This is a genomic window from Hymenobacter sp. 15J16-1T3B, from assembly GCF_020711235.1.
Taxonomy (GTDB): Bacteria; Bacteroidota; Bacteroidia; order Cytophagales; family Hymenobacteraceae; genus Solirubrum.
Window position 1 is genome coordinate 66,117 of the sequence record NZ_JAJFAV010000003.1, and the last position, 23,598, is coordinate 89,714.

The 23,598-nt window shown below is 65.5% G+C and carries 22 protein-coding genes; 6 read left to right on the forward strand and 16 right to left on the reverse strand.

Annotation, left to right across the window (positions count from 1 at the left end):
• Positions 1–112: 112 nt before the first annotated feature.
• The 10 genes from accC to LJ737_RS06205 form a co-directional block, all read right to left on the reverse strand.
• On the reverse strand, positions 113–1,456 hold the full coding sequence (accC, locus tag LJ737_RS06160) for an acetyl-CoA carboxylase biotin carboxylase subunit (protein WP_227763747.1): 1,344 nt from the start codon (positions 1,454–1,456) through the stop codon (positions 113–115).
• A gap of 104 nt (positions 1,457–1,560) precedes the next feature.
• Positions 1,561–2,049: an acetyl-CoA carboxylase biotin carboxyl carrier protein gene (accB, locus tag LJ737_RS06165; protein WP_227763748.1), complete on the reverse strand. Its 489-nt coding sequence runs from the start codon at positions 2,047–2,049 to the stop codon at positions 1,561–1,563.
• A gap of 28 nt (positions 2,050–2,077) precedes the next feature.
• On the reverse strand, positions 2,078–2,641 hold the full coding sequence (gene efp, locus LJ737_RS06170; protein ID WP_227763749.1) for an elongation factor P: 564 nt from the start codon (positions 2,639–2,641) through the stop codon (positions 2,078–2,080).
• A gap of 182 nt (positions 2,642–2,823) precedes the next feature.
• A complete protein-coding gene (locus LJ737_RS06175) occupies positions 2,824–3,837 on the reverse strand; it encodes a beta-ketoacyl-ACP synthase III (RefSeq protein WP_227763750.1) in 1,014 nt (337 codons plus the stop codon).
• 111 nt (positions 3,838–3,948) lie between these two features.
• Entirely contained in the window at positions 3,949–4,893 is a 945-nt protein-coding gene (gene plsX / locus LJ737_RS06180; RefSeq protein WP_227763751.1) for a phosphate acyltransferase PlsX, read from the reverse strand.
• Between the two features lie 84 nt (positions 4,894–4,977).
• Positions 4,978–5,199, reverse strand: a complete 222-nt coding sequence (gene rpmF, locus LJ737_RS06185) for a 50S ribosomal protein L32 (RefSeq protein WP_078011258.1) — start codon at positions 5,197–5,199, stop codon at positions 4,978–4,980.
• A 47-nt stretch (positions 5,200–5,246) separates the two neighbouring features.
• On the reverse strand, positions 5,247–5,789 hold the full coding sequence (locus LJ737_RS06190) for a YceD family protein (protein WP_227763752.1): 543 nt from the start codon (positions 5,787–5,789) through the stop codon (positions 5,247–5,249).
• 78 nt (positions 5,790–5,867) lie between these two features.
• Positions 5,868–6,236 (reverse strand): helix-turn-helix domain-containing protein, encoded by a 369-nt coding sequence (locus LJ737_RS06195; RefSeq protein WP_227763753.1) that lies wholly within the window; start codon positions 6,234–6,236, stop codon positions 5,868–5,870.
• Between the two features lie 233 nt (positions 6,237–6,469).
• Positions 6,470–7,486, reverse strand: coding sequence for a 4-hydroxythreonine-4-phosphate dehydrogenase PdxA (gene pdxA / locus LJ737_RS06200; protein WP_227763755.1), 1,017 nt, complete (start codon positions 7,484–7,486; stop codon positions 6,470–6,472).
• Between the two features lie 61 nt (positions 7,487–7,547).
• Positions 7,548–8,996, reverse strand: coding sequence for a leucyl aminopeptidase family protein (locus tag LJ737_RS06205; protein ID WP_227763757.1), 1,449 nt, complete (start codon positions 8,994–8,996; stop codon positions 7,548–7,550).
• 139 nt (positions 8,997–9,135) lie between these two features.
• On the opposite strand from LJ737_RS06205, the gene rsmA reads away from it, so the two are divergent.
• The 5 genes from rsmA (at position 9,136) to LJ737_RS06235 (ending at position 13,465) form a co-directional block, all read left to right on the forward strand.
• On the forward strand, positions 9,136–9,930 hold the full coding sequence (rsmA, locus tag LJ737_RS06210) for a 16S rRNA (adenine(1518)-N(6)/adenine(1519)-N(6))-dimethyltransferase RsmA (protein WP_227763759.1): 795 nt from the start codon (positions 9,136–9,138) through the stop codon (positions 9,928–9,930).
• Between the two features lie 97 nt (positions 9,931–10,027).
• Positions 10,028–10,975 carry an NAD(P)-dependent oxidoreductase gene (locus LJ737_RS06215; protein ID WP_227763761.1) on the forward strand — a complete coding sequence of 316 codons (948 nt, stop codon included), beginning with the start codon at positions 10,028–10,030 and terminating at the stop codon, positions 10,973–10,975.
• Between the two features lie 321 nt (positions 10,976–11,296).
• Positions 11,297–11,767 carry a transcription elongation factor GreA gene (gene greA / locus LJ737_RS06220; RefSeq protein ID WP_078011251.1) on the forward strand — a complete coding sequence of 157 codons (471 nt, stop codon included), beginning with the start codon at positions 11,297–11,299 and terminating at the stop codon, positions 11,765–11,767.
• Between the two features lie 185 nt (positions 11,768–11,952).
• Complete coding sequence (locus LJ737_RS27080; protein ID WP_317206644.1) at positions 11,953–12,843, forward strand: nuclease A inhibitor family protein; 891 nt, start codon at positions 11,953–11,955, stop codon at positions 12,841–12,843.
• 217 nt (positions 12,844–13,060) lie between these two features.
• On the forward strand, positions 13,061–13,465 hold the full coding sequence (locus LJ737_RS06235) for a hypothetical protein (protein ID WP_227763763.1): 405 nt from the start codon (positions 13,061–13,063) through the stop codon (positions 13,463–13,465).
• A 103-nt stretch (positions 13,466–13,568) separates the two neighbouring features.
• Here the strand turns inward: LJ737_RS06235 and LJ737_RS06240 are convergent, their stop codons facing one another.
• The 4 genes from LJ737_RS06240 to LJ737_RS06255 all read right to left on the reverse strand — a co-directional run bounded on the left by LJ737_RS06240 (position 13,569) and on the right by LJ737_RS06255 (position 20,327).
• Positions 13,569–15,017, reverse strand: a complete 1,449-nt coding sequence (locus tag LJ737_RS06240; RefSeq protein WP_227763765.1) for a DNA/RNA non-specific endonuclease — start codon at positions 15,015–15,017, stop codon at positions 13,569–13,571.
• Positions 15,018–15,288: 271 nt separating this feature from the next.
• A complete protein-coding gene (locus LJ737_RS06245) occupies positions 15,289–16,455 on the reverse strand; it encodes a tail fiber domain-containing protein (protein WP_227763767.1) in 1,167 nt (388 codons plus the stop codon).
• 370 nt (positions 16,456–16,825) lie between these two features.
• Positions 16,826–18,424 (reverse strand): hypothetical protein, encoded by a 1,599-nt coding sequence (locus tag LJ737_RS06250; protein WP_227763768.1) that lies wholly within the window; start codon positions 18,422–18,424, stop codon positions 16,826–16,828.
• Positions 18,425–18,656: 232 nt separating this feature from the next.
• Complete coding sequence (locus LJ737_RS06255) at positions 18,657–20,327, reverse strand: T9SS type A sorting domain-containing protein (protein WP_227763769.1); 1,671 nt, start codon at positions 20,325–20,327, stop codon at positions 18,657–18,659.
• A gap of 464 nt (positions 20,328–20,791) precedes the next feature.
• On the opposite strand from LJ737_RS06255, the gene LJ737_RS06260 reads away from it, so the two are divergent.
• Positions 20,792–21,358 carry a hypothetical protein gene (locus LJ737_RS06260; protein WP_227763771.1) on the forward strand — a complete coding sequence of 189 codons (567 nt, stop codon included), beginning with the start codon at positions 20,792–20,794 and terminating at the stop codon, positions 21,356–21,358.
• 297 nt (positions 21,359–21,655) lie between these two features.
• On the opposite strand, the gene LJ737_RS06265 is transcribed toward LJ737_RS06260, so the two are convergent.
• Both LJ737_RS06265 and LJ737_RS06270 read right to left on the reverse strand, forming a co-directional pair.
• Positions 21,656–23,260 (reverse strand): T9SS type A sorting domain-containing protein, encoded by a 1,605-nt coding sequence (locus LJ737_RS06265; RefSeq protein WP_227763774.1) that lies wholly within the window; start codon positions 23,258–23,260, stop codon positions 21,656–21,658.
• A gap of 80 nt (positions 23,261–23,340) precedes the next feature.
• Positions 23,341–23,568, reverse strand: coding sequence for a methyltransferase family protein (locus tag LJ737_RS06270; protein ID WP_227763776.1), 228 nt, complete (start codon positions 23,566–23,568; stop codon positions 23,341–23,343).
• Between the last annotated feature and the right edge of the window lie 30 nt (positions 23,569–23,598).

Genomic DNA, 23,598 nt, shown 5'->3' on the forward strand with positions numbered 1-23,598 from the left:
GCCACAACGGCGGTGCCCGCAGCAAGCCGGAACGGGCTAGTACCGCTGGGCGCAAATAAAAAGAGGGAGTCGCCGAGTGGCGACTCCCTCTTTTTATTCACAAAAGCGGTTCCTACAGCGTCGAGAAGTCGAACGACTCCAGGAACTTGGTGGTGAAGTTGCCGGCTTTGAAGTCCTCGTTGTCCATCAGCTTCAGGTGGAAGGGGATGGTCGTCTTGATGCCTTCCACCACAAATTCCGAGAGGGCGCGCTTCATTTTCACCACGCACTCCTCGCGGGTCTGGGCCACGGTGATGAGCTTGGCAATCATGGAGTCGTAGTTCGGCGGAATCTGGTAGCCTGCGTACACGTGGGTGTCCACGCGCACGCCGTGGCCGCCGGGAATGTGCAGCACCGTGATTTTGCCAGGGGCCGGGCGGAAGTCCTTGCGCGGGTCCTCGGCGTTGATGCGGCACTCCATGGCGTGCAGCTTGGGCAGGTAGTTTTTGCCCGAAATGGCAATGCCGGCCGCAATCTTGATCTGTTCCTTGATCAGGTCGAAGTTGATAACTTCCTCCGTCACGGGGTGCTCCACCTGAATGCGGGTGTTCATCTCCATGAAGTAGAAGTCGCGGTTCTTGTCGACCAGGAACTCGATGGTGCCCACGCCCTCGTAGCCGATGCTGGCGGCGCCGGCCACGGCAGCCTTGCCCATTTTCTCGCGCAGCTCCTCCGTCATAAACGGCGAGGGAGCTTCCTCCACCAGCTTCTGGTGGCGGCGCTGAATGGAGCAGTCCCGCTCCGAGAGGTGGCACACGGTGCCGAACTGGTCGCCGGCAATCTGGATTTCGATGTGGCGGGGCTCCTCCACGAACTTTTCCAGGTACACGCCGTCGTTGCCGAAGGCGGCTTTGGCTTCGGTGCGGGCGTCGTTCCAAGCCTTTTCGAACTCGTCCTCCGCCTTGATGATGCGCATGCCGCGCCCGCCGCCGCCGGCCGTGGCCTTCAGGATGACGGGGTACTTAATCTTGGCGGCAATCTTCTTGCCCTGTTCAATGGAGTCGAGCAGGCCGTCGGAGCCCGGGATGGTGGGCACGCCGGCTTTCTTCATCGTGTCCTTGGCCGACGCTTTGTCGCCCATGGAGTTGATCATTTCGGGCGAGGCGCCGATGAACTTGATGCCGTTTTCGCGGCAGATGCGCGAGAAATCCGCGTTTTCCGAGAGGAAGCCGTAGCCGGGGTGAATGGCGTCGGCGTTGGTGATTTCGGCGGCGGCAATCAGGTTCGGAATGTTCAGGTAGGAGTCGCGCGAGGCGGGCGGCCCGATGCACACGGCCTCGTCGGCGAAGCGCACGTGCAGGCTTTCCTTGTCGGCGGTGGAGTACACGGCCACCGTCTTGATGCCCATCTCGCGGCAGGTGCGAATCACGCGCAGCGCAATTTCCCCGCGGTTGGCAATGAGTATTTTCTTGAACACAGCTCTCAGGGTTAGATGGGAGAACGGAGAGCTTAGAACCTAGAAGCGCAGCCGGGTTGGCCCCACGGTTCTAAGCTCTAAGCTCTCCGGTCTAAGCTCTACAATTACATCGGCTCGATGAGGAACAACGGCTGGTCGTACTCCACGGGGGAGGCGTTGTCGACCATGGCCTTCACGATGCGGCCGCGCTGTTCGGCTTCGATTTCGTTGAAGAGCTTCATGGCCTCAATGATGCAAATCACCTGACCTTGCTCCACCACGTCGCCCACGTTCACGAAGGACGGGCTTTCGGGGCTGCTCGAGCGGTAGAACGTGCCAATCATCGGGGCTTTCAGCGCTACCGTGTTGCTGGCAGCCGGCGCCTCAGCGGCCGCGGCGGGGGCAGCAGCCGGAGCGGCCGGGGCCGCCGCGGGCGCGGCTTGCGGAGCCGGAGCAGCGGCGGGGGCAGCCTGCACTGGGGCCGCGGCCGCCACGTACTTGGTGTTCGGCTCGCGCTGTACCGAAATCTTGAATTCTTCCGTCTCGATGTTGACCTTGTTCAGGCCCGACTTGGCAATGAAGTCGATGAGGTCTTGCAGTTCTTTGGCTTTCATGGCAGCGGGGGAGGGCTTCGCTTGGTCCTTATTTGACTCTTTCGACATAGCTGTAGTCGCGGGTGTCGACCTTGATTTTTTGGTCCTGGTCAATGAACAAAGGAACCTGGATGCGGGCGCCCGTTTCCAGGATGGCCGGCTTCAGGGTGTTGGTTGCCGTGTCGCCGCGCAGGCCGGGCTCGGTGTAGGTCACCACCAGCTCCACGAAGGCGGGCAGTTCCGCCGTCAGCGGCTGCTCGGTTTCGGCGTGCATCAGGATGGTCACGGCCTGGCCTTCCTTCATCAGGTCGGCGAAGGGCACCATGGCCTCGGGCAGTACCACCTGCTCGAAGGTGTCGGTGTCCATGAAGGTGTAGCCGTAGTCGTCCTTGAACAGGTACTGGTGCGGGCGCTGCTCCACGCGGGCGGTTTCCACCTTGACCCCGGCGTTGAAGGTGTTGTCAATCACCTTACCGGTTTTGATGTTGCGCATTTTGGTGCGCACGAAAGCAGGGCCTTTGCCCGGCTTCACGTGCTGAAACTCCGTGATGACGTGCAGGTCCCCGTTGTAGTTTAAAACGAGGCCGTTGCGAAAATCCGCGGTGGTTGCCATGAGTGAAAGAAAGGTTTGGGTTGGCGCAGCAGCGGGGGCTGATTCCGGAAAACCGCTGAGCTGCTGCGGCAGGGGAGGAAAACGATTGGGGGAGAAAAAACAACGTGCCGACCCGTCCGGGTGGGCGGGGCGGCACGTCGGGGGTGCAAGTATAGCTGATTGCGCGCCGGCCGCCCTGGTAGTTAGGCGGTTTGCGGACCAGGTTTGGGGTCGTAGGCCCACTTCACGTAGAGCGCGCCCCAGGTGAAGCCGCCGCCAAAGGCCGCGAAAATCAGGTTGTTGCCGCGGCGCAGCTGGCTTTCGTAGTCCGACAGGCAGAGCGGAATGGTGGCGTTGGTGGTGTTGCCGTACTTGTAGATGTTCAGCATCACCTTATCGGCGCCGATGCCCACGCGGTTGGCGGTGGCGTCGATGATGCGCTTGTTGGCCTGGTGGGGCACCAGCCAGTCAATGGTGTCGGCGTTGAGCCCGTTGCGCTCGGCCACGGTGCCGGCCACGTCGGCCATGCCCTTCACGGCGAACTTGTACACTGTCGCGCCTTCCTGGTACACGAAATGCTCCCGGTTGGTCACCGTCTCGATGGACGGCGGGCGGCGCGAACCACCGGCTTTCTGGAACAGGTAGTTCTCGCCCACGCCGTCGGAGCGCAGCTCCTGGTCGAGGATGCCGTAGCCGTCGGTGCTTGGCTCGAGCAGCACCGCGCCGGCGCCGTCGCCGAACAGGATGCAGGTCGAGCGGTCGGTGTAGTCGGTAATGGCCGACATTTTATCGGCCCCGACGATGATGACCTTTTTGTAGAGGCCGGCGCGCACGAAGGAGGCGCCAGTAGCCAAGGCAAACAGGAAGCCCGAGCAAGCGGCCGAAATGTCGTAGCTGAAGGCGTTCTTGATGCCCACGCCCTCCGAAATAATGTTGGCCGTGGCCGGAAACACCATGTCCGGCGTGGTGGTGGCGCAGATGAGCAGCTCCACGTCCTCGGGCTTGGTACCGGTTTTATCCAGCAACTGCTGCACGGCCTTGATGGCCATTACCGAAGTGCCCTGGTTTTCGCCTTTCAGGATGCGGCGCTCCTTGATGCCGGTCCGGGTCTGAATCCACTCGTCGTTGGTGTCCACCAGCTTTTCGAGTTCCTGGTTGGTCAGCACGTACTCGGGTACGTAGGCGCCTACGCCGGTAATGGCAGCGGTCAGCTTCATGGGCAAAGAGAGAAAATGCGGCTGAGAGAGACAAGGCCGCCGAAAACGGCCGCCAAGGTAGTAAAAAGTCCGGCCGAGGTGGCCGGACCGAACTGCGAAATTAACTCCGCATTAAGACTTAAATGTCGCCTTGATCTGGTCGGCAATGCCCGATTGCGCCATCTTGAAGCCCTGCAGCAGCATGCTGCAGATAGCCTTCGGCCCGCTCACGCCGTGGCCGATGATGACGTTGTCGTTGATGCCCAGGATGGGGGAGCCGCCCACGCCTTCGTAGTCGAACTTGTGGAAGAACGGGTCCATGTTCATTCCTTTCTCCTGCATGATGTCGTAGAACGACTCCGAGAGCTTCAGAATCACGTTCCCCGTAAACCCGTCGCACACAATCACGTCGGCCTTTTCGTTGAACATGTCGCGGCCCTCGATGTTGCCGATGAAGTGAATGTGGGGGTTCACCTTCAGCAGGTTGTAGGCGGCTTGCAGCAGGGCGGTGCCCTTGCCTTCTTCCTCGCCGAGGTTCATCAGGCCGACCTTGGGCTGCTCAATGCCCAGCACGTACTGCGCGTACAAGGAGCCCAGCTCGGCAAATTGCTCGAGCATTTCGGGCTTGCACTCCGCGTTGGCCCCAGCATCCACCATCACGCCGTACTCGCCTTTCAGCTTGGGCACGAGGTTGCCGATGGCCGGGCGCATCACGCCGGGCACCGGCTTCACGCTGAAAATGGCGCCCACCAGCATAGCGCCAGTGCTGCCAGCCGAGCAGAAGGCTTCCACGTCGCTGCCGTGCAGCAGCTTGTAGCCGACGGCAATACTCGAATCCGGCTTTTGTTGCAGGGCTTTGGTGGGGTGCTCCCCCATGGCAATAACCTGCGTGGCGGGCACAAACTCAATATTGCGGGCACGCTCGCCGTGCGCGTCGAGCAGAGGGCGCACAGCTTCTTCCTGGCCGATAACCACAATGGTGGCCTGGCCATCGAGTTGTTCGGCGGCCAGCACGGCTCCGTCCACGGCAGCTTTGGGGGCGAAGTCGCCGCCCATGGCGTCGAGGGCTATTTTCATGAAAGCGGGATGAAGAACAGTCGGCGGTAATGTAAAACCGGCGGCCGGGTGAGGGCCGCCGGCTGGGCTAGGAGCGGGTCGGGGCTATTCCTCGTCGGTGCTAGCGGCGGCCGAAGCTACCGGGGCGTAGCCGGCAATGGCCACTTTGCCGTTGAGGTACAGGTCACCGTCTACCACGTAAGCGCGGTGACGCAGGTGCGTTTCGCCGGTGGTCTGGCAGGTCGAAACAGCCTTAGCATCGAGCTTGTAGTGGGTGCGACGCTTGTCGCGGCGGACGGCGGAGACGCGTCGTTTGGGGTGTGCCATGAGTGAAAGAGAAGAAAAAAATGAAAAAACGGAGGGAGTAAGCGGCCTTAGTTCAGGTTCCGCAGCGCATTCCAGCGCGGGTCGCCGAGGTCTTCGTCGTCATCGTCGTCGGCGTCGCCGGAAGCGGTGCCGGTGGAGTAGATGAGCTTGGCGTCGGCGTCGGGGTTGTCGTCTTCTTCGTCCTGGAAGCGCGGATGCAGCTTCTTCATCGGCAAGGAAAGACCGATGTAGTCGAAAAAGTGCTGGGCCATGGGCAAGGTCTGCGTGTCGGGCGTCACTTGCAGCACGTCGTCGTCGAGCTCTAGCTCCTGCTCGCCGAAGCGCAGCAGCAGTTGGTTTTCCACGTCGATGGGCTGATCGAACTCGTCGAGGCTCCGGTCGCAGATCAGCTGCACGGTGCCCACGATGTGGGTGTCGATGACGATGCGCTGGGCGGTTTTGTCAACCACCACGTCGGCGCGCAGCTTGCCGTCCGGAATCAGGGTCTGGTCGAACTGCTCGAAAAACGCCTGGTCGAGGTCAAACACGAACTCGTGCTTTTTCTCGCTCAGCGCGGCCAGCGGCAGGTCGTATTTATGGTCCTTTTTCACAGAGTCGGTTCTGGCGGGCGGCAAAAATAGCAATATTTCGCCGCTCTAATGAGGTAAGAGGGAAGTTTGGGCCCCGGATTACGCCTTTTTAAGGATGAATTCCGGGCTGATGCCCAGCCGCTCGTAGAGCTTTTTGGCCAGGTCCAGGGTTACGCGGCGCTTGCCACTGAGAATTTGCGACAAGCGCCCGGCCGGCACTTCCAGCAATTGCGCCAGCTCTTTCTGCTTGAGGCGCATCTGCTGCCGCTTCAATTCAATCATGTCGGCCAGCGACTCCGGCAGCGTGGGAATGGGCATGAGCCCGAGCTGGTCTTCGTAGGCGTCGATGGCCACGACCAGCTCCCGAAACTCGGCTTCCAGCGCCGCGTTGCCCTCGAAACCGGCGGCCACCAGTGCGTCGAGGCGGCGCAGGGCGGTTTTGTATTCCGAAGGGTTGCTGAGCGTCATAGAGGAGGTGAAGCGAAAGTAGAACGGCTGGAGTCAGACAAAGCCAATCAGCCTTTCCGGCTGCAAAGGTGCAACGGAAATTGCTAAATCAAAAACAAAGTTTCGTTTTTGGAAAGAATGTTTCTGAAGCGGCAATGGCTCGCGCTGAGCCAAAACCGTTCTTGGTAGTTCGCAATTGTCTAGCCCACAGTCTGTAAACTATGGGCTAGACAAGCGGTAGTTTAACTACGAGCTTAGGCTTCAGCTTCCTTTTCGGCCCGGCGGTTGCGCACCAAGTCGCAGGCCAAGTACAGGGCTTCGCGGAAGGAAGTCGGGTCGGCGTCGAACTTGCCGGCCAGGCCGTAGGCAGTGCCGTGGTCGGGGGAGGTGCGAATGACGGGCAGGCCGGCGGTGAAGTTGACGCCCCGCTCGAAGGCAATGGTTTTGAACGGAATCAGCCCTTGGTCGTGGTACAGGGCCAGAGTAGCGTCGAACTGCCCGTACTGGCGCGTCCCGAAGAAGCCGTCGGCGGGATAGGGACCGTAAACCAAGTGGCCTTCGTTGAGGAACTGCTGGATGACAGGCGTCACCAAGTCCTGCTCCTCCTTGCCAATGAGGCCCTTTTCACCGGCGTGCGGGTTCAGGCCCAGCACGGCCACCCGGGGCTTGTCGATGCCGAAATCCTGGCGCAGCGACTGCAGCAGCATGCGCAGCTTGCCGCTGAGCACCTCGGAGGTGAGGCGGGCCGGCACGTCCTTCAGCGCGATGTGGCCGGTGGCGGTGGCCACGCGCAAATCGTCGGCCACCAGGAACATCAGGCTGTCGTTGTTCTTGCTGAAGTGGTGGGCCAAGAATTCGGTGTGGCCGGGGAAGTTGAACCCCTCGCCTTGGGTGTTTTCCTTGCTGATGGGCGCCGTCACCAGCGCGTCGATCAGGCCGGCCTTCAGGTCGTTGGCGGCGGCAATAAGCGAGAGGCGGGCGGCGCGGCCGGACGCCTCGGTGGGCTGCCCGGGCGTGAGGCCGAAATCCTCGTCCCAGCAGGTCACGGCGTTGACTTTGCCGGCCGTGATGTCGGCCGCTTCGCGCACCTGCCGGAAGCTCAGCGGCGGGTGGTGCTTGTCGTGCGGAAAGTCGTCGAAGAGGGTAGCGGCGGTGCCGTAGACCACCGGTGTGCAGAAGCGCAGTACGCGCGGGTCCTGCAGGGTGCGGTAGATGATTTCGGGGCCGATGCCGGCCAGGTCGCCGGTGCTGATGCCAATGCGGGGAAGCATGCTGTTGAGTTGGGGCTAGAAGAGGAACAGCGGCGGTGGCGCTGCCGACAAACCAACGCGGTTACTTGCGGCTCGTCAGGAAATTATAAATCAGGCGCACGGCCGTGCCGGTGCCGCCTTTGCCGCGGTACGAATCCGGGGCGGTGAGGTAGGCGGGGGCGGCAATGTCGAGGTGAATCCAGGGCGTGCCTTCGATGAAGCGCTCCAGGAACTTGCCTGCCGAAATAGCGCCGGCTTCGGCCTTGCCCAGGTTGTTGATGTCGGCAATGTCGCTCTTGATGTGCTCGGCGTACTCGTCCCAGAGCGGAAACTCCACGATACGCTCGTGCACGCGGCGGCCGGCCTGGCCTAGCGCCTGCATGGTGTCGTCGCCGCAGGTGCCCATGGCCACAATGCCTTCCTTGCCGATGGCGCGGGCGGCCGAGCCGGTGAGCGTAGCCGCGTCGATGACCAATTCGGGCTGGTACTTCTTGGCGAAGTGCAGGGCGTCGGCCAGGATCAGGCGGCCTTCGGCGTCGGTGTTGAGCACTTCCACCGTCAGGCCCGAGTGCATGGTCAGCACGTCGCCGGGGGCGAAGGCCGGGCCGCCGGGGCGGTTGTCGGTGGCGGGCACCAGGGCTACCACGTGCAGCGGGACGCGGTTTTTGGCCAGGGCGTACATCACGCCGGTCATGGCGGCGCCGCCGGCCATGTCGCACTTCATCATGTCCATGGACGCGGGCGTGGGCTTGAGGCTCAGGCCGCCGGTGTCGAACACCACGCCCTTGCCGACGAGCACGTAGGGCCGCTCGTTGCTGGCGCCTTCGGGCTTCCACTCCATAATGGTGAAGGTGGGCGGCTCGGGGCTGCCCTGGTTGACGGCCAGCAGGCCGCCCATGCGCAGCGCTTCGATACGGGCCTGGTCGAAGATTTCGGTGTGGTAGCCCGCTGCCTCGCCCGCGGCGGCCATTTGTTCGGCAAACATGGTGGCCGTGAGCTTATTGTAGGGCATGTTCACCAAGTCGCGGGCCAGGACAACGCCGCTGAGCAGGTTGGCGAGGGTCGTGACCTCGGCCTCGGCGGCCCCGACCAGCACCACGCGCCGCAGGTCGGCGGGCTTTTTCGATTTCTCGTCGGTTTTGTAGCCCTCAAACTGGTACGCCGACAGGTACAGGCCCTCGGCCAGGGGCAGGGCGGCCTGCTTATCAGCCGTCAGATCGACGATGTGCAGCTCTTGGACCTTGGCGGTTTTCAGCTTGGCGTGCAGTTCGTGGCCTTTGCGGCGCAGCTGTTCGGCGCTGAGGTCGGCGGTTTTCTTGGCTTCCGCTACCACTACGTACAGCCGGTGCGAGTACAGGTTCACGGCGAACAGGCGCTGCTCGGCGGCGAGTTGCTGGTCGGCGTAGGCGCGGGCGGCTTCGGGCAGGGCCGGCGCTTCGGCGGGCAGGGTGAGGCTGCCAGCGGGCAGAATCACGACGGTATCGGCGGGGCCGGCGGGCAGCGCGGCGGTAGTAGCGAGTTGGAGGGACATGGCGCAGAAATAACTTGGGCGCGCAAGTTATCCGGTTATGCGTAACCGCCGCGTAACTGCGGGGCAGGGCCGCCCGGCCGGGCTTTCGTACTTTTGCGGCCCAATCCAACGCGCGGAGTTGTCCTTCGCGCCCCCGCCCGTGGAACGCGTCACCCCGAAAAAGCACCTGGGCCAGCACTTTCTGGCCGACCTCAACATTTCCCGCGACATTGCCGAAAGCCTGCGCCTGCCCGGCGGCGTGCGCCACGTGCTGGAAGTGGGCCCGGGCATGGGCGTGCTGACGCAGTTTCTGCTGGAGCACCCGGCCGAGTACGAAACCACCGTCATCGAAATCGACCGGGAATCGGTGGCCTACCTGCAGCAGCACTTTCCGGCGCTGGGCGGGCGTATTCTGTCAGCCGACTTTCTCAAGCAGGACCTGGGCAAGCTCTTTGATAACGCGCCGCTGGCCGTTATCGGCAACTTTCCCTACAACATCAGCACCCAGATCTACTTCAAAGTGCTGGAGCACCGCCAGCAGGTGCGCGAATGCGTGGGCATGATCCAAAAGGAAGTGGCCGAGCGCATTGCCGCCGGGCCCGGCTCCAAGGTGTACGGCATTCTGAGCGTGCTGGTGCAGGCCTTCTACGACACCGAGTACCTCTTTACCGTGCCCCCGCACGTCTTCGTGCCGCCGCCCAAGGTGCAAAGCGCGGTGCTGCGCCTCACCCGCAACCAGGTGGAGCGCCTCGACTGCGACGAAAAGCTGTTTTTCCAGGTGGTGAAGCAGGCCTTCAGCACCCGCCGCAAGACTCTGCGCAACTGCCTCAAGCCCCTGGGCATGCCGGCCGAAGCCATGACCGAGCCGCTGTTCGACAAGCGTGCCGAGCAGCTCAGCGTGCAGGACTTCATCGGCCTGACCCGGCAGGTTGCCGAGCACCGCAAGCAAGGATAAGCCCTGCTGGCCATGGGCTTAGCCGCCGGCCCGCCGGCGCGGGCCAACTTGGCGCGGGTTTCGCTGTTCCGTACTCTCCACCACCACTACCTGAGCTATGATTTGCTGCCTCGTCGTCGACGAAATGCACCCCTCGCTGAAGACGCTGATGCGGGAAGCGGGCGTGCAGATTGACTACGAACCCGACTTGCTGCCCGCCGAAGTGCCGGCGGCGTTGGCCAAACGCGCCTACGACGGCCTGATTGTGCGCTCCAAAGTGCGCGTGACGGCCGAGCTGCTGCGCCACGGGCCGCGCCTGCGCTTCGTGGCCCGCGCCGGCGCCGGCGTCGACAACATCGACGTGGCGGCCTTGGAAGCGGCCGGCGTGGCCCTGGTGAATGCGCCAGAGGGCAACTCCCAGGCCGTGGGCGAATTTGCGGTGGGCACGCTGCTGGCGCTGCTGCGCAAAGTGGCCGCGGCCGACGCGGAGGTGCGCCAGGGCAAATGGCAGCGCGAGGCCAACCGCGGCTACGAGCTGCAGGCCCGCACGGTGGGCATCATTGGCGCCGGGCACATGGGGCGTAGCTTCGCCCGCTGCCTGCGCGGCTTCGGCTGCACCGTGCTCGGCTACGACCACGACCTGGCCGTGGCCGCCACCGACTACCTGCCACTGGTGCCGCTGCAGGAGCTGCAGCAGCGCTGCGACGTGCTCAGCATCCATATTCCGTACTCGGCCCAAAACCACGGATTTGTGAACGAGGCGCTGCTGCGCGGCTTTCGGCACAAGCTCTGGCTGCTCAACACGGCCCGCGGCGAAGTGCTCGACCACGCCGCCCTCGTGCCGCTGCTGCGCGAAGGCCAGCTGCGCGGCGCGGCCCTCGACGTGCTCGACAACGAGCGGCTGGCCAGCCTCAAGCCCGAGCAGCAGGCCCGCTACGAGTGGTTGCGCGCCGCCCCCAACGTGGTGCTGACCCCGCACGTGGGCGGCTGGACGCACGAGTCGTACCAGCGCATCAACGAAGTGCTGGCGCAGAAGATCGGAGCGTTGCTGCGCCAGCCGGCCTAAGCCGTGAAACACCGCTCGTTGCCCATCCCGCGGCCCCGCCGAAAGCATGTTTTTGGCCTAGCTCAACCGGCCGGAGCGCGGCAGCCAATCAAACGCAGAAGCGAGCTGACCACCTGCTGGATACCCCGGTCAGCTCCCGTCTGGGCCGGGGCGGGCCGATGACCGGTGGGGACGAGGTTGGTGCCCGCACCGCGTCGCCGGGCTTGCGTACTGTGGGCTTGATTGCCTATATTTGCTGATGCCTGTTCGGGAGAACGGCCGGCGCCGCCGGCCGTTCTCCTTGTTTTTTTACCTGATTGACCCACCACAACCTACTTCGTCATGGCTGTCAACTATTATACCGCCGAAGGCTTGCAGAAGCTTAAGGACGAACTGCAGGACCTCAAAATTCGCGGCCGGGCCGAGGCAGCCCGCCAGCTGGCGGAGGCGCGCGACAAAGGTGACCTGAGCGAAAACGCCGAGTACGACGCGGCCAAAGAGTCGCAGGGGCACCTGGAGCTGAAAATCTCCAAGCTCGAAGAAATCATCGGCAACGCCCGCATCCTCGACGACTCCAACCTGGACACGAGCAAGGTGCTCATCATGAGCAAGGTGAAGCTGAAGAACCTGAAGAACAACATGGTGCTCGACTACACCCTGGTGGCCGAAGAAGAAGCCAACCTGGCCGCCGGCAAAATCTCGGTGAAGTCGCCCATCGGCAAGGGCTTGCTGGGCAAGTCGGCCGGCGACGTGGCCGAAATCACCGTGCCCGCGGGCAAGCTGCAGTTCGAAATCCTCGAAATCAGCCGCTAAGCGGTGCAATGCGGAGTGGTGAACGGCTGAGTTAGCCCACACTATTCTAGCCGGAACGTGTAAAGGGCGGAGCTGCGGCTTCGCCCTTTTGCATTTTGCCCCGTACTTTGGCAGCCGGCCCAACGGAGCCGCTTGGGGCCGCCAAAACGGCGCCTTCGCATTTCACCACCTCACCATTTCACCGCATGCCTTCCATTTTTTCCCGCATCGTGGCGGGTGAGCTGCCCGCCTACAAAGTGGCGGAGGACGAGCACCACCTGGCCTTTCTCGACATTACGCCGCTGGTCGAGGGCCACACCTTGGTCATTCCGAAAAAGGAGGTCGACTACATCTTCGACCTGCCCCCGGCCGAGCTGGCGGCCCTGCACCAGTTTGCCCAGCGCGTGGCCAAGGGTGTGAAAGCCGCCGTGCCCTGCCGCCGCATCGGGGTGGCCGTTATCGGGCTGGAAGTGCCCCACGCGCACATTCACCTGATTCCGATGAACAAGGTGGCGGACATGAACTTCGCCAACCCCAAAATCAAGGTGGCTGAGGAGCGCATGCAGGAGCTGGCCGCCGCCATTGCCGCCCAGGTGCCCGCCGCCGACGGGGCTGCCCCCGCCGCGGCCGGCAAGCCGCTGGCCAGCAAAGCCGCCCGCGAAACTGCAGCCTCGAACGAGGCCAAGACGGCTGACCAAGGCCCGGCCGATACGGCGCTGGAGCAGCTTCGCCAGCTGACCGAGGGCCTGTACTTCGTGAGCGAGTCGGATGCGCCGCTGGCCGCGGTGAGCTACCAGGCCCCGAGCGGGGCGCTGGACGCCAAGGAAGTGCTCAAGCTGCTCAACCAGCCCGCCGATACCCTGGTGCAGGAGCAGGAGCTGACGTATTTCCTGCGCAACCACACCGCCGACGACGGCGTGCTCGGCAGCGTGGAGCTGGCCAACCGCTTCAAGGCCCTGCAAATGTTTCTGAAGCAGGAGCTGGAAGACGTGAAGGTGTACCGCATCGGCAAGGGGCCGCAAGTGGAAGCCTACGCCCTGGGCAAAACCAGCAGCGGCAAGCTCGCCGGATTTAAGACGACCCTGGTGGAAACCTGAGCCGCGGCACTGGATGTGTTGCCGAACGAGCCGCTGGTTGGCGTTGGTCTTTGGGCCGCGCCGGCCGGCGGCTCGTTCGTTAGGATAACGGTAAAATAATGCCGCAGCTATCATGAGTGCAGTAATTCGGCGCGAAAGTTGAGAGGGCGGGCACGCAAAACCAGCTGCGGGCGTTGTTACGTAGCTTCATCACCCATCCTTTATTTCTGCATTGCTTATGTCCCGATTACTTGTCGTTTGCTCGTTGTTCCTGCTAGGAGGCAGCACCGCAGCCTGGGCCCAAACCAGCCCCGCCCCGCAACCCTTGGTCACGGCCAGCGGCGGCCCGGTAGCCGCGGCCCCCGCCAACATTGAAGACTATGTTAGGCAGGCCAGCCGGGGCGGCGAAATGGACTTCGAAAAGCTACTGGCCTCGAAAAAACAGACCATGTTTCTGCACGACGGCAACATGTACAACCGTCACCAGTACGCGGTGGTGCTCTGGGGCATGCGCGCCAAAGCCCTCGGCGTCGAGTCGGCGGAGCGGGCCTGCGCCGTGTACGCCCAGGCCAATAACCGCCCGCTGTCGGCGGCCGACCGGCAGTTGCTCGTCAGCGGCTTCGACAGCGGCACCCGCGAGTAGACACTTCCCGCCTTTAGTAAAAAGCCCGCCCGGCAAGTTGCCGGGCGGGCTTTTTCGATGGTAGACGTCATCAACGACGCACCGCGCTGGGGACGCCGGCGGCTTAGCGCGTCGGGCCGGCGTCGACGCGGGCCTCCAGGCGGGCTTGGGCCTCGGCTGGCAGCTGGCTGAGCAGGTCGAGGCCGGTGGCGGCTTCGATGGCGTCGACGCTGGTGCGGTATTGGGCCCAGTCGGGGTTGACGCTGTTGTCGTTGGGCGTGTCGATGGCAATAAGGCGGGCCTGGCCGGCGGCAATGCGTTGCAGGTCGCCGGAGCCGTTGGGCAGCACCACCAGCACCTTCCACACGCGCTTGGGCACGGTCACGTGGCCGTTGTCGAGGGTTTGGGCGAGGCCGTTAGCGCCGGTGCCGCCGCGGCCGTAGCTGCCCATCAGCACGTACACTTCGTTGCCGGCGTGCACTAAGTCGCGCGAGTAGTCTTCGAGGTGATTCCAGGTGCGCTGGTTGTTCATCGGCGCCTGCGGAATCATGTTGGTCATCAGGAACGTGGCCGAGTTGTCGTCCAGCGTCAGGCTGCGGTCGGCCGAGGGGCAGTTGTGGCCCTTGTCGAAGCCCGAGCCGGAGTAGGAGCGGGGCGTGACCTGGTACCAGCCGCGGGGCAGGGCCGGGTCGGGGCGGAAGTCGTCCTGGCGCGGGGCCGAGCCCAGCCAGGCCTGGCTCAGGTGCCATACCACCCAGTTCGGAATACCCCGGTCGCGGGAGTAGCTCAGCGCGTACTGGGGCTTCACCATCAGGTAGTTGTTGGGCGACTGGTCGGGGTTGCTGCTGGCGCCGCTGGGGTTGCCGAGGCTGAGCGGGTCGTCCTGCCCGGCCGGGCCCTGAGTCTTGCCGGCCGGAGCCGGAGCGGGGGCGGCCGGCGCCGTGGCCGCCGGCGTGCGGGCGCCATTGCCGGCCACGGTGGGCGGGGTGCCGCCCTGGTAGGGCTCCGCGGAGAAGTCGTCGAGGTTTAATCGGTCGTCGCCGCCGTCGAGCTTGCGGATTTCCAGGCGCAGCGGCCCGGGGCGGTTCACCACGATGGTGGCGGGCAGCCCGGCACCTTCCACCTTGATTTCGCCGCCGACGGGCTGCCAGCTGCGGCCGCGGTCGGCGGAGCCCCAGAGCTGCCAGCGCACGGCGCCGTCCTTGCCGTAGCTGGCGTGAAACACGCGCACCCGGCCGGCGCCCGCGGGCAGGTCGAAGCGCATTTGGGCGCGGCCCTTGCCGCGCAGGCGCAAGGCTTTCTGCCCGTGCTTGTGGTCTTGGTCGCTGCTGCCAATCAGCGCGTCGTCGAGCAGCCAGCGGCCGGAAGGCAGGGTTTCCTCACCGGGGGCGTAGGAGCCCTTGCTGCCGGCTTCGAAGTCCTCGGTAAGAGGTTTGCCGGCTTGCAGCACCACGGCGTCGGCGCCGGGGGCGTTGGCCGCGGCTTGTCGCGCGTCGTCGGTACGCTGGAAGCAGGCGGCCAGCACGCCGCTCAACAGCAAGGCAGAAATCAGGGGGGAAGTGGTCAGGCGCATGGAAAGCAGAGAAGGCCGCAATATAGGCAGCCGCGCCGCTGGCTGGGCATGGGCCCGTGGCCGCGGACGGCCGGTATTGCGCATGAAGCGAGGTAGCCGTTTCTCACGCTCCACTGGCAGAAGCTGAAAAACCACACCGCCCGCAACCGGTAACGCCGGTTGCGGGCGGTGTGGTTTTGGGTTTGTATGTAAGGCGTCGGTGCTGCTAGGGAAAGGATTGCCGCGCTTCGCTTGCCATGACGGCGGGGCGAACGGGCGGTAGCTGGGAAGCCTACGTGGTGGGGCGGCGGCGCAGCAACAGCACGGCCAGCAGGCCGGCGCCAAGGGCCAGCAGGGTGGTATTGAGGGGCAACCCGGCGGCGCTGGGGTGGGTAGCCACTTGCTCCAGGGCGGCCAGGCGGGCGCGCAGCTGGGCGTTTTCGGCTTGCAGGGCGCGGGTGCGGGCGTCGAGGGCCTGCACGCCGGCCAGGGCCACCCCGTCGGCGTCGACCGAGCCGATGCTGACGCTGTCGGGGCCCAGGCCGAAGGCGCGGCGGAAGTCCTGGGCCATGGGGCCGAGGTGGCGCACGTTGCCGGTTTCGGCCTTGTAGCTCCAGCGCGTGATGGGCACCTGGCGCAGGCGGCGCAGTACCTCCTCGCCCGACACGGCCTCGAACAAGTGCTTCTTGTGGCGGTCCGATACGCTGGTCCACACCCCACCGCTGCTCAGGTAAGCGCCGGTGTGAGAGGAAATCACCGCGTTGGCCTGGTACCAGGAGGGCGTGTTGCCCGCCGTCTGCGTGCCGGACTGAAAAATGATGCCGGTGCTCCGGTCGGAGGACGTGTAAATGCGGAAGCCGTTGGTGACGCGCCAGTGGGCGGCGTTGGTGGTTTCGGCGTTGAAGGACTCATCGCTCAGCCAGTCGCCGTCGTCAGGCACCGAGCGGTCCGAAAACACGAAGGTGCCCAAGCGCGGCGAGCCGGCGCTGGTGCGGGTGTTGGCGTAGTAACCTAGCGCCACTGAGTTAGCCCCGACAGCTGTGCAGAACTCGCCCAAGGCCACCGTCCCCACGTTAGCCGCCACGACGTCCTTGCCGGCGGCGAAGGAATAGTCGCCCGAGGCCCGGCTGTTGTACCCCAAGGCATTGGAGTAGGAGCCAACGTTAGCGTCGTCCCACTGGGTGCCGTTGATGTAGCCGGCGCGGAACGCGGCTTTGTCGGGGTACCAGAGCAGGCGGGTGCCGGAGCCCTCGGCGGGAATACCGCCGTTGAACCCGCCGTTGAACTCGCCGCCAGCTAGCAAGGCGCCGTTTTTGTGCACGCTCAAGCGGCTGGGTTTGGGGCTCGACGCGGTGCTGTAAACCGCCAGAAGGGTGTCGGGGGTTTGGGCCAGGGCGGCCGCGGGCAGCAGGGCCAGGCCGCAGAGGCTGGCCCGAAATAGAGCGGAGAAGTTTGTCATCAAGTAGGGGGAATCAGGGGCAATTGACTTGTAAAAATAGCTCGTCTATATATAGCCAAATGCATAAGCGACGAATCCCCCGTCTTATTCGACGGAACGGGCGCCAGCGCCGATGGGCGGGCCGCAACGTCGCCGCCACCCGCAGCCGAGGAACGGAGCAGAAACAGCCGAGGCCCGACGCTATTGGCATCGGGCCCCAGGCTTGGCGCCGTCACGCCCAAGCGGGCTGAAGTGCCGGACTGAGCCGGCTTGGTGCTGGCTGATAAGCGCCCGGAGCAGCGGCGCTACGGGCATTAGGCTGGTCAGGAAGAAAGGTAGCTGATGGGGCCAAGGGGGGCCGCGGATGAGCAGCTGCTTCCGCAACGGGGGGCTACTCCACCGCTACCCGCCCGCTGTAACTGCGCCCGTGGGCGTCGCGGGCGCGCAGGGTGTAGAGGCCGGCGGGCAGGCCGCGCACCGACACCTCGCCGCCCGCCTGCGCCTCGCGCGCCACCCGGCCCCGCGCGTCGATGAACTGCACCGGGGTGCCGGCCGGCAAGCCGACAAGGCGCACCGCCTCGTGGGCCGGGTTGGGATACAAAAGCAGGGGCTGGTGGGCTGCCGACGGCCGGGCCGCCAGCGCCGCGGAGCCCAGGTGCGCCAGGTAGTTTTCGCTGAACACCGTGGACGAGAGCAGCGTGGGCGTGACGGTGGCGGGGCCGAACGTGGCGGGGCCGCGCAAAGAGCCGTACACGTGGGCGCGGCCCTGGGCATCGACGCCCGCGTAGAAGGCATCGTCGGCGGCGCTGCCGCCGGCGCGCTGCACCCAGCCGAGCTGGCCCTGGGGCGAGTACGCGGCCACAACGGCGTCGCTGTCGCCGGCGCTGCTGACGCTGCCGCCGCCGTGGCTGGCCGTGCCGAAGAAAGTACCGGCCAGGTAGGCATTGCCCGCCGCGTCGACGCTCAGGCCGTACCACATATCCAGGCTGGGGCCGCCGCCGGTGCGCACCCACTGCAGCGCGCCGTCCGGGCTGAACTTGGCCAGGAAGCCGTCGTAGCCGCCGGCGCTGCTGATGGCGGTGCCGCCCACCGTGCCCGCCTGCATAAAGGCCCCGGCCGCGTACAGGTTGCCGGCCGCGTCGGTAGCGGCCTGGTAGAGGTGGTCGGTCAAGGAGCCGCCCAATTGCTGCATCCATTCGCGGGTGCCCTGGGCGTTGAACTTGACGATGAGCCCGTCGTTGCTGCCGCGGCTCACCAGGGTGTCGGTACCGACCACCAGCCGCTCGCCGAAGACGGTCAGCACGTACGCGTCGCCGGCCGGCGACACGGCCAGCCCCGAGGTAAAGAGCGAGGCCTGGCCGGTGAAGCTGGGGTAATAGCCAGCCGCGGTCAGGCGCTGCGGCGCCCCGGTGGCGGCGTCGAAGCGGGCCAGGTAGGGCGCGCTGCTGAGGTTGTTGCCGGCCGGGATGTTCAGGGTCGTGCCGGCCAGGGTCAGGGTGTTGCGGTACATGCCCACCACGAATACGTGGCCGGCGGCGTCGGTGCCCACCTGGTAGCCCGAGGCCCCTAGGGGTTGCACCCACTGGGGCGTGCCCTGGGGCGAGAGGCGCAGCAAAAACTCACCGCTGGCCACCAAGCCGTTGCCCAGCGTCACCGAGCCGGTGGTCGAGCCGCAGACGTACAGGTTGCCGGCGGCGTCCTGAGCCAGGCCCCGCAGCGTTTCAGAGCCGGCGCTGCTGAGCCGGAAAAGCCATTCCACCGCCCCGGCGAGCGTGTACTTGACCAGGTAGCCGTCGTTGCCGCCGACCGGGGTGTAGCTGCTCGTGCCAATGACCGCCGGCGCGTAGAAAGTGCCGCTCACGTAGGTGTTGCCGGCGGCATCAACGAGGCAGCTCGACCGGCTGGCGCTGCCCACGCTGCCGGCGCCCAGCCAAGCCGGCACCGACTGCGCCCCGGCCCAGCGGCCGGGAACAAGTAAAAACAGTAGCAAGCCGGCAAGAGCCGTCCGGAGCGTAGCCGAGAAAATCATAGATACGAGGCACAAACAAGCAGAGCGTAAACTTACGAGCTGCCGGCCGCAAAGCGGCGCCGGGCGCAGCGGGGTAGCGTCGGGTGGCGGGCCGGGGCACTTCTGGCAAGCCAGCGCGCGGCCACCGGCCGGAGAAAACACGAAAGCCACCCCGGCGCGGGAGTGGCTTTCGGAAATGAACAAAACCGGCGGGTTACTGCACCAGCACGCGGCCGCTGACGGGGCGGCTTTGTGCGTCGGTGGCGCGCAGGGTGTAGAGGCCGGCGGGCAGGCCTTGCACCGACACGGCGCCGGCGGCCACGCGGGTGGCGCGGGCTACCCGGCCCAGCGCGTCTACCAGCTGCACCGCGCTGCCGGCCGGCAAGCCGGGCAGCTGCACTTGGTCGTGGGCGGGGTTGGGGTAGAAGGCCAGCGCTTGGGCCGCCACGGCCGGGCGGACCGCCAGCGGGGTGGTGCCGAGGCGGGCCAAAAACAGCTCGGAGCCGGTGGCAACCGTGAGCGTGGCGGGGCCGAAGACGCAGGTACCCTCGAAGCGGCCCACGACGCGCAGGTAACCGGCGCCGTCGAAGCCTAGGTCGTAGGCCACGTCGAAGCCAGTGCCGCCGGCTTGCTGTACCCAGCGCAACTGGCCCTGGGGGGTGTAGGCGGCCACCGTGGCGTCGCGGCTGCCGGCGCTGGTGAGCGTGGCGGGGCCGTACTGGGCGGTGCCGTCGAAATTGCCGGTGACGTAGGCGTTGCCGGCCGCGTCGAGCACCACGTCGCCGAAGCCGTCGGAGCCCGGGCCGCCGCCGGGTTGCACCCACTGCATTACGCCCTGGGATGAGTACTTGAGCAGGAAGCCGTCGTAGTCGCCGGCACCGGGCAGGGTGGTGGTGCCGAACTGGGCGGGGCCGGTGAAGTAGCCGGCAATGTACAGGTTGCCGGCGGCGTCGGTGCGGGCGCGGCGCATGCGGTCATCGGCCGCCCCGCCCGCCTGCTGCACCCATTCCAGGGCGCCTTGGGCGGAATAGCGGGCCACCAGCACGTCGTTGCCGCCGCGGCTGGAGTAGGTGGTTCCGCCAAAAATGGCCGGCTGGTTGGCGTGGTTCAGCAGGTAGTCTTCGCCGGTGGGGGCCACGGCCAGCACCGGGTACGTGTACGTCGCGGTGCCGGTGGACGGGCCGTACTCAAAGGCTTTGACCAGCGACAGCAGCGTGCCGGTGCCTCCGGCGAAGCGCGCCAGGAAGTTGCCGGGCTGGAAGGTGGTCGTGCTGACCGAGCTGCTGCCGATGCTCACGTTGCGGCCGAAGTAGCCCGCCACGTGCACGTTGCCCGCCGCGTCCAGCCCGATACCGCTGCCGACGGCCGTTGAGCCGGTGGTGGTGAGCTGGCTTTGCTGGGCCCACTCGGGCGTGCCCTGGGGCGAGTAGCGCACCACGAACAGCTTGTTGGAGGTGCCCCCGCCGTCGGTCAGGCTCAGGCCGTTGCCCAGGCTGATGGCATTGGTGTAGTTGCCGGTGATGTAGACGTTGCCGGCCGCATCGAGCACCAGGTCGTTGCCGGCCTCGAAGCCGGCCGAGCCCAGCTGGCGGATCCAGGCCAGGGTGCCGCTGGCAGTAAACTTGGCCAGGTAGGCATCGGTGTTGCCCACGCTGGTTAGGCTGGTGCCGCCGAGCGTGAGGGCATTGGTGAAGGTGCTGACCTGGTAGGTGTTGCCGGCGGCGTCGACGGCGGACCGGGTCACGTAAATGGGGCCGGGGCCAATCTGGCTGGCGCCGCCCCAAGCGGGTGCCGTGGTGGTTTGAGCCAGGGAGGGAGAGGCAGCCAGGGCGGCGAGCAGCAGGGCCCAACCGGTCAGGCACCGGGCAGCAGTAAAGGTGTACATCGAACGAGGAGAAGAATAGCAATCCGTAAGGGACGAAAGTACGACGCGCCAACAGTACTCGGTGGGCGCTGGGGCGGCTTTTTTACCAGGCCAGCCCCGCCGGCGGCGCCTGGGCCGGCCGCTTGCGCACCGGGGCGTGACAGCAGCGTATGCTGCGCCCTGAACTGAACATTGCCCGTCAAGTTTGGCTAACCGCGCTGGCCGCTGGCCGGCAGCGCCGCAGGGGGGCGCACCAGCTGTTGTCGGGGCCGCGACAGGTTCGGCGGGCAGACGCGAATAGGCGCGCACCAGCGGGTGGAGCGGGGCGCAAGTCGGCAGTAGGGGCCGAGCAGCCGGCTGTCCCAAAAAAGGAGAGGCAGCGGCCGGGTTTGGCCCAAAATAGGACGCGGCGCTATATAGCTCGGCTATGATAAACGAATAGCTTACGCCCATTCCTAACCCTAACTTCTTTACTGCCACAAGGTATGGCACGAGTATCCAACAACATCATTACCCAGGGCCTGAGCGGCACCATCGGCGGCACGCTGGTCTTCCGGCAAGTCGGCGGACAAACCATCGTGTCGACCGCGCCGAAGGAGTCGGACAAGGCGCCGACGAGCCGGCAGCTGGCGCACCAGAAGCGGTTTCAAATGGCAGCGCTTTACGCCAAGGCTCAACTGGCCGATCCGGCGAGCAAAGCTGAGTACGAAGCGGCGCGCGGCGAAAACAGCGGCAACGCGTACGCCATTGCCGTGGCCGACTTCATGCAGGCGCCCGATATTCACACCATCGACCTAAGCGCTTACGAGGGGCGGGCGGGTGGCACCATCAGCGGGCGGGTGACCGACAACTTTAAGGTAACGGGCGTGAAGCTGCGCATCGAAAACGCCGATGGCTCCTTAGTGGAGGAAACGGAGGCCGTGCGGCAGGCCAACGGGCTGGACTGGGTGTTTACGGCTACCGCCAACAATGCCTCGCTGGCGGGTGACAAAATCACCATTCGGGCCACCGACAAGCCGGGCAACCTGACCACCGACACGCGTACACTGTAGGTGCCGGACTTCACGGTTTTGTTTAATTACCTGTTGCTGCCGGCTCAGGCTGGTGGGGGCAGTTTCCGTATAGGCACCGTATAGCCACCCTTTACTCGCTCCGAACGGAGCACTGTTGAAAAATGCAAAACGCCGCCCGGCACTGCCGGGCGGCGTTTTGCGTGGGAGGTGAGGTCGATTTGGGCAGGCAGCCCGCTGTGAAGGCGTGCAATGGGTTGTCCCGGTGGAACGGTTGACGCCTGAACGGCACTAGGCGGTGCGGACGAGGAGACGCAAGGCTACGTTTCTACGGCGGGCTTACTCGACCACTACGCGGCCGCGGTAGGCGCGCCCATGAGCGTCGGCGGCGCGCAGGGAGTAGAGGCCGGCGGGCAGGCCGCGCACGGAAATAGCGCCGGCGGCCACGGTTGCGGTGCGGGCGACGCGGCCTAGCGCGTCGAGCAGCTGCACGCGGGTGCCGGCGGGCAGGACGGGCAGGTGCAGCTGGTCAGTGGCGGGCGAGGGATAGAGGGCGAGGGGCTGGGTAGCGGTGGCGGCGCGCGTGGGCAACGCGGCGCCGGCGAGGCGGGACTTGAAGTAGCCTGGAGGGGTGGAAGTGGACAGGCTCAGCGGGCCGAAGGCGCAGGTTTGCTCGAAGGTGCCAAACACCAGGGCGTCGCCGTTGGCAGCGAAGCTGAGCTGGTGGCCGGAGTCGGTGCCGGGGCCGCCGGCCTGCTGCACCCAGCGTACCTGGCCCTGGGGCGTGTAGGCCGCCAGCAGCACGTCAGCGCCGCCGGTGGTGGTAAGGGATAAGCTACCCACCTGGGCCGGGCCACCCAGGTTACCGACCGTGTAGGGGTTGTCGGCGTTGTCGAGGGCTACGTAGTTGTAAGCATCGGGGCCGGGGCTACCGATGGTGCGGACCCATTGCAGTGCGCCCTGGGGTGAGTATTTGACCAGGAAGCCGTCGAGGCCGCCGCTGCCGGGCAGGCTCGCCGCGTCGAAGCTAGCGGAGCCGTTGAAAAAGCCCGCCGCGTACACGTTGCCGACCGCGTCGACCTGAGCGCTGTAGATGCGGTCTTCGCCGGTGCCGCCGCCTTGCCGGGCCCACTGGAAGGCGCCCTGCGCGTCGAATCTGGCGACGAGCACATCGTTCAGGCCGGTGGGCGTGAGGGTAGCGCCGCTGAACACGGCCCGCTGGTTGAAGACGTTGTGCAAGACGACTTCGCCGGCTGGCGTCACGGCTATGCCAGGTGTGTACCAGGTAACCGTGCCGGTGCTGCTCAGCCGTTCGAGGTGAAAAGCGTGGGAAAGGGACTGAACTGCGCCGGTCGCGGCCGACACACGGGCCAGAAATACGCCTATTAGCGGCGTGCTGCCGGCCGGGTACGTGATAGAGGTGGGACCGATGGTCAGGGTCGAAGTGTACAATCCTGACACGTAGACGCTCCCGGTGGCGTCGAGTCCAATGGCCTGGGCCGACACGCCGCTAGCACTGCTCTGCTGCGCCCACTGGGCAATACCCTGGGGCGAGAAGCGCACCACAAACAGCCGGCTGCTGGTTCCACTGGAGTTGCTGAGCGTCACGCCATTGCCCAGGGCAATGGCGTTGGTGAAATGGCCAGTGACGAACACGTTGCCAGCCGCGTCAACGGCAACCGCGTAGACCCCCTCATTGCCAGGGGTACTAAACGGGACCACCCAATCCAGCGCGCCGGTGGGCGTAAATTTGGCCACGTAGCCGTCGTTGCCGCCTTGGTTGGGGAGGACCGTGCCGCCCACCGAGGTGGTGGTGGTGAAGATACCAGCCACGTACAGGTTGCCGGCCGCATCGTACACCGAGCGGTAGGGGCTGGGGGAAGTGAGGCCCAGGCTGACGGCGTCCGACCAAGCTGGGGCCGCATTCTGGGCCGAGCTCAACATAGATAGAAGCAGTAGCAGCACGAGCAGCAGGCGCCGAAGAGGGGCAGCCGACGAAGTAGGATTAAGTCTCATAGGAAGAATCAGGCGCTGAATAGCCCTTCGGGGGTTTGGCGGATAAGGCTGAGGGTGGCCAGCGTATCGAGCAGGGGCTGCACTTTCTCGGGCTTGAGGCGCTTGAAGCGGGCGGCTACCTGGGCGGCGCTGAGGGGCTGGGCGGCCTGCTGGAGGGCGTCGCGCAGGGCTTGCATCTGCTGGGCCAGCTCGGCGGGGAAAGGCGGGGGTTGGGTGACGGGCTGGTCAGCGGCCAACTTGGCCTCAATAGCCTGCCGGGTGGGCGT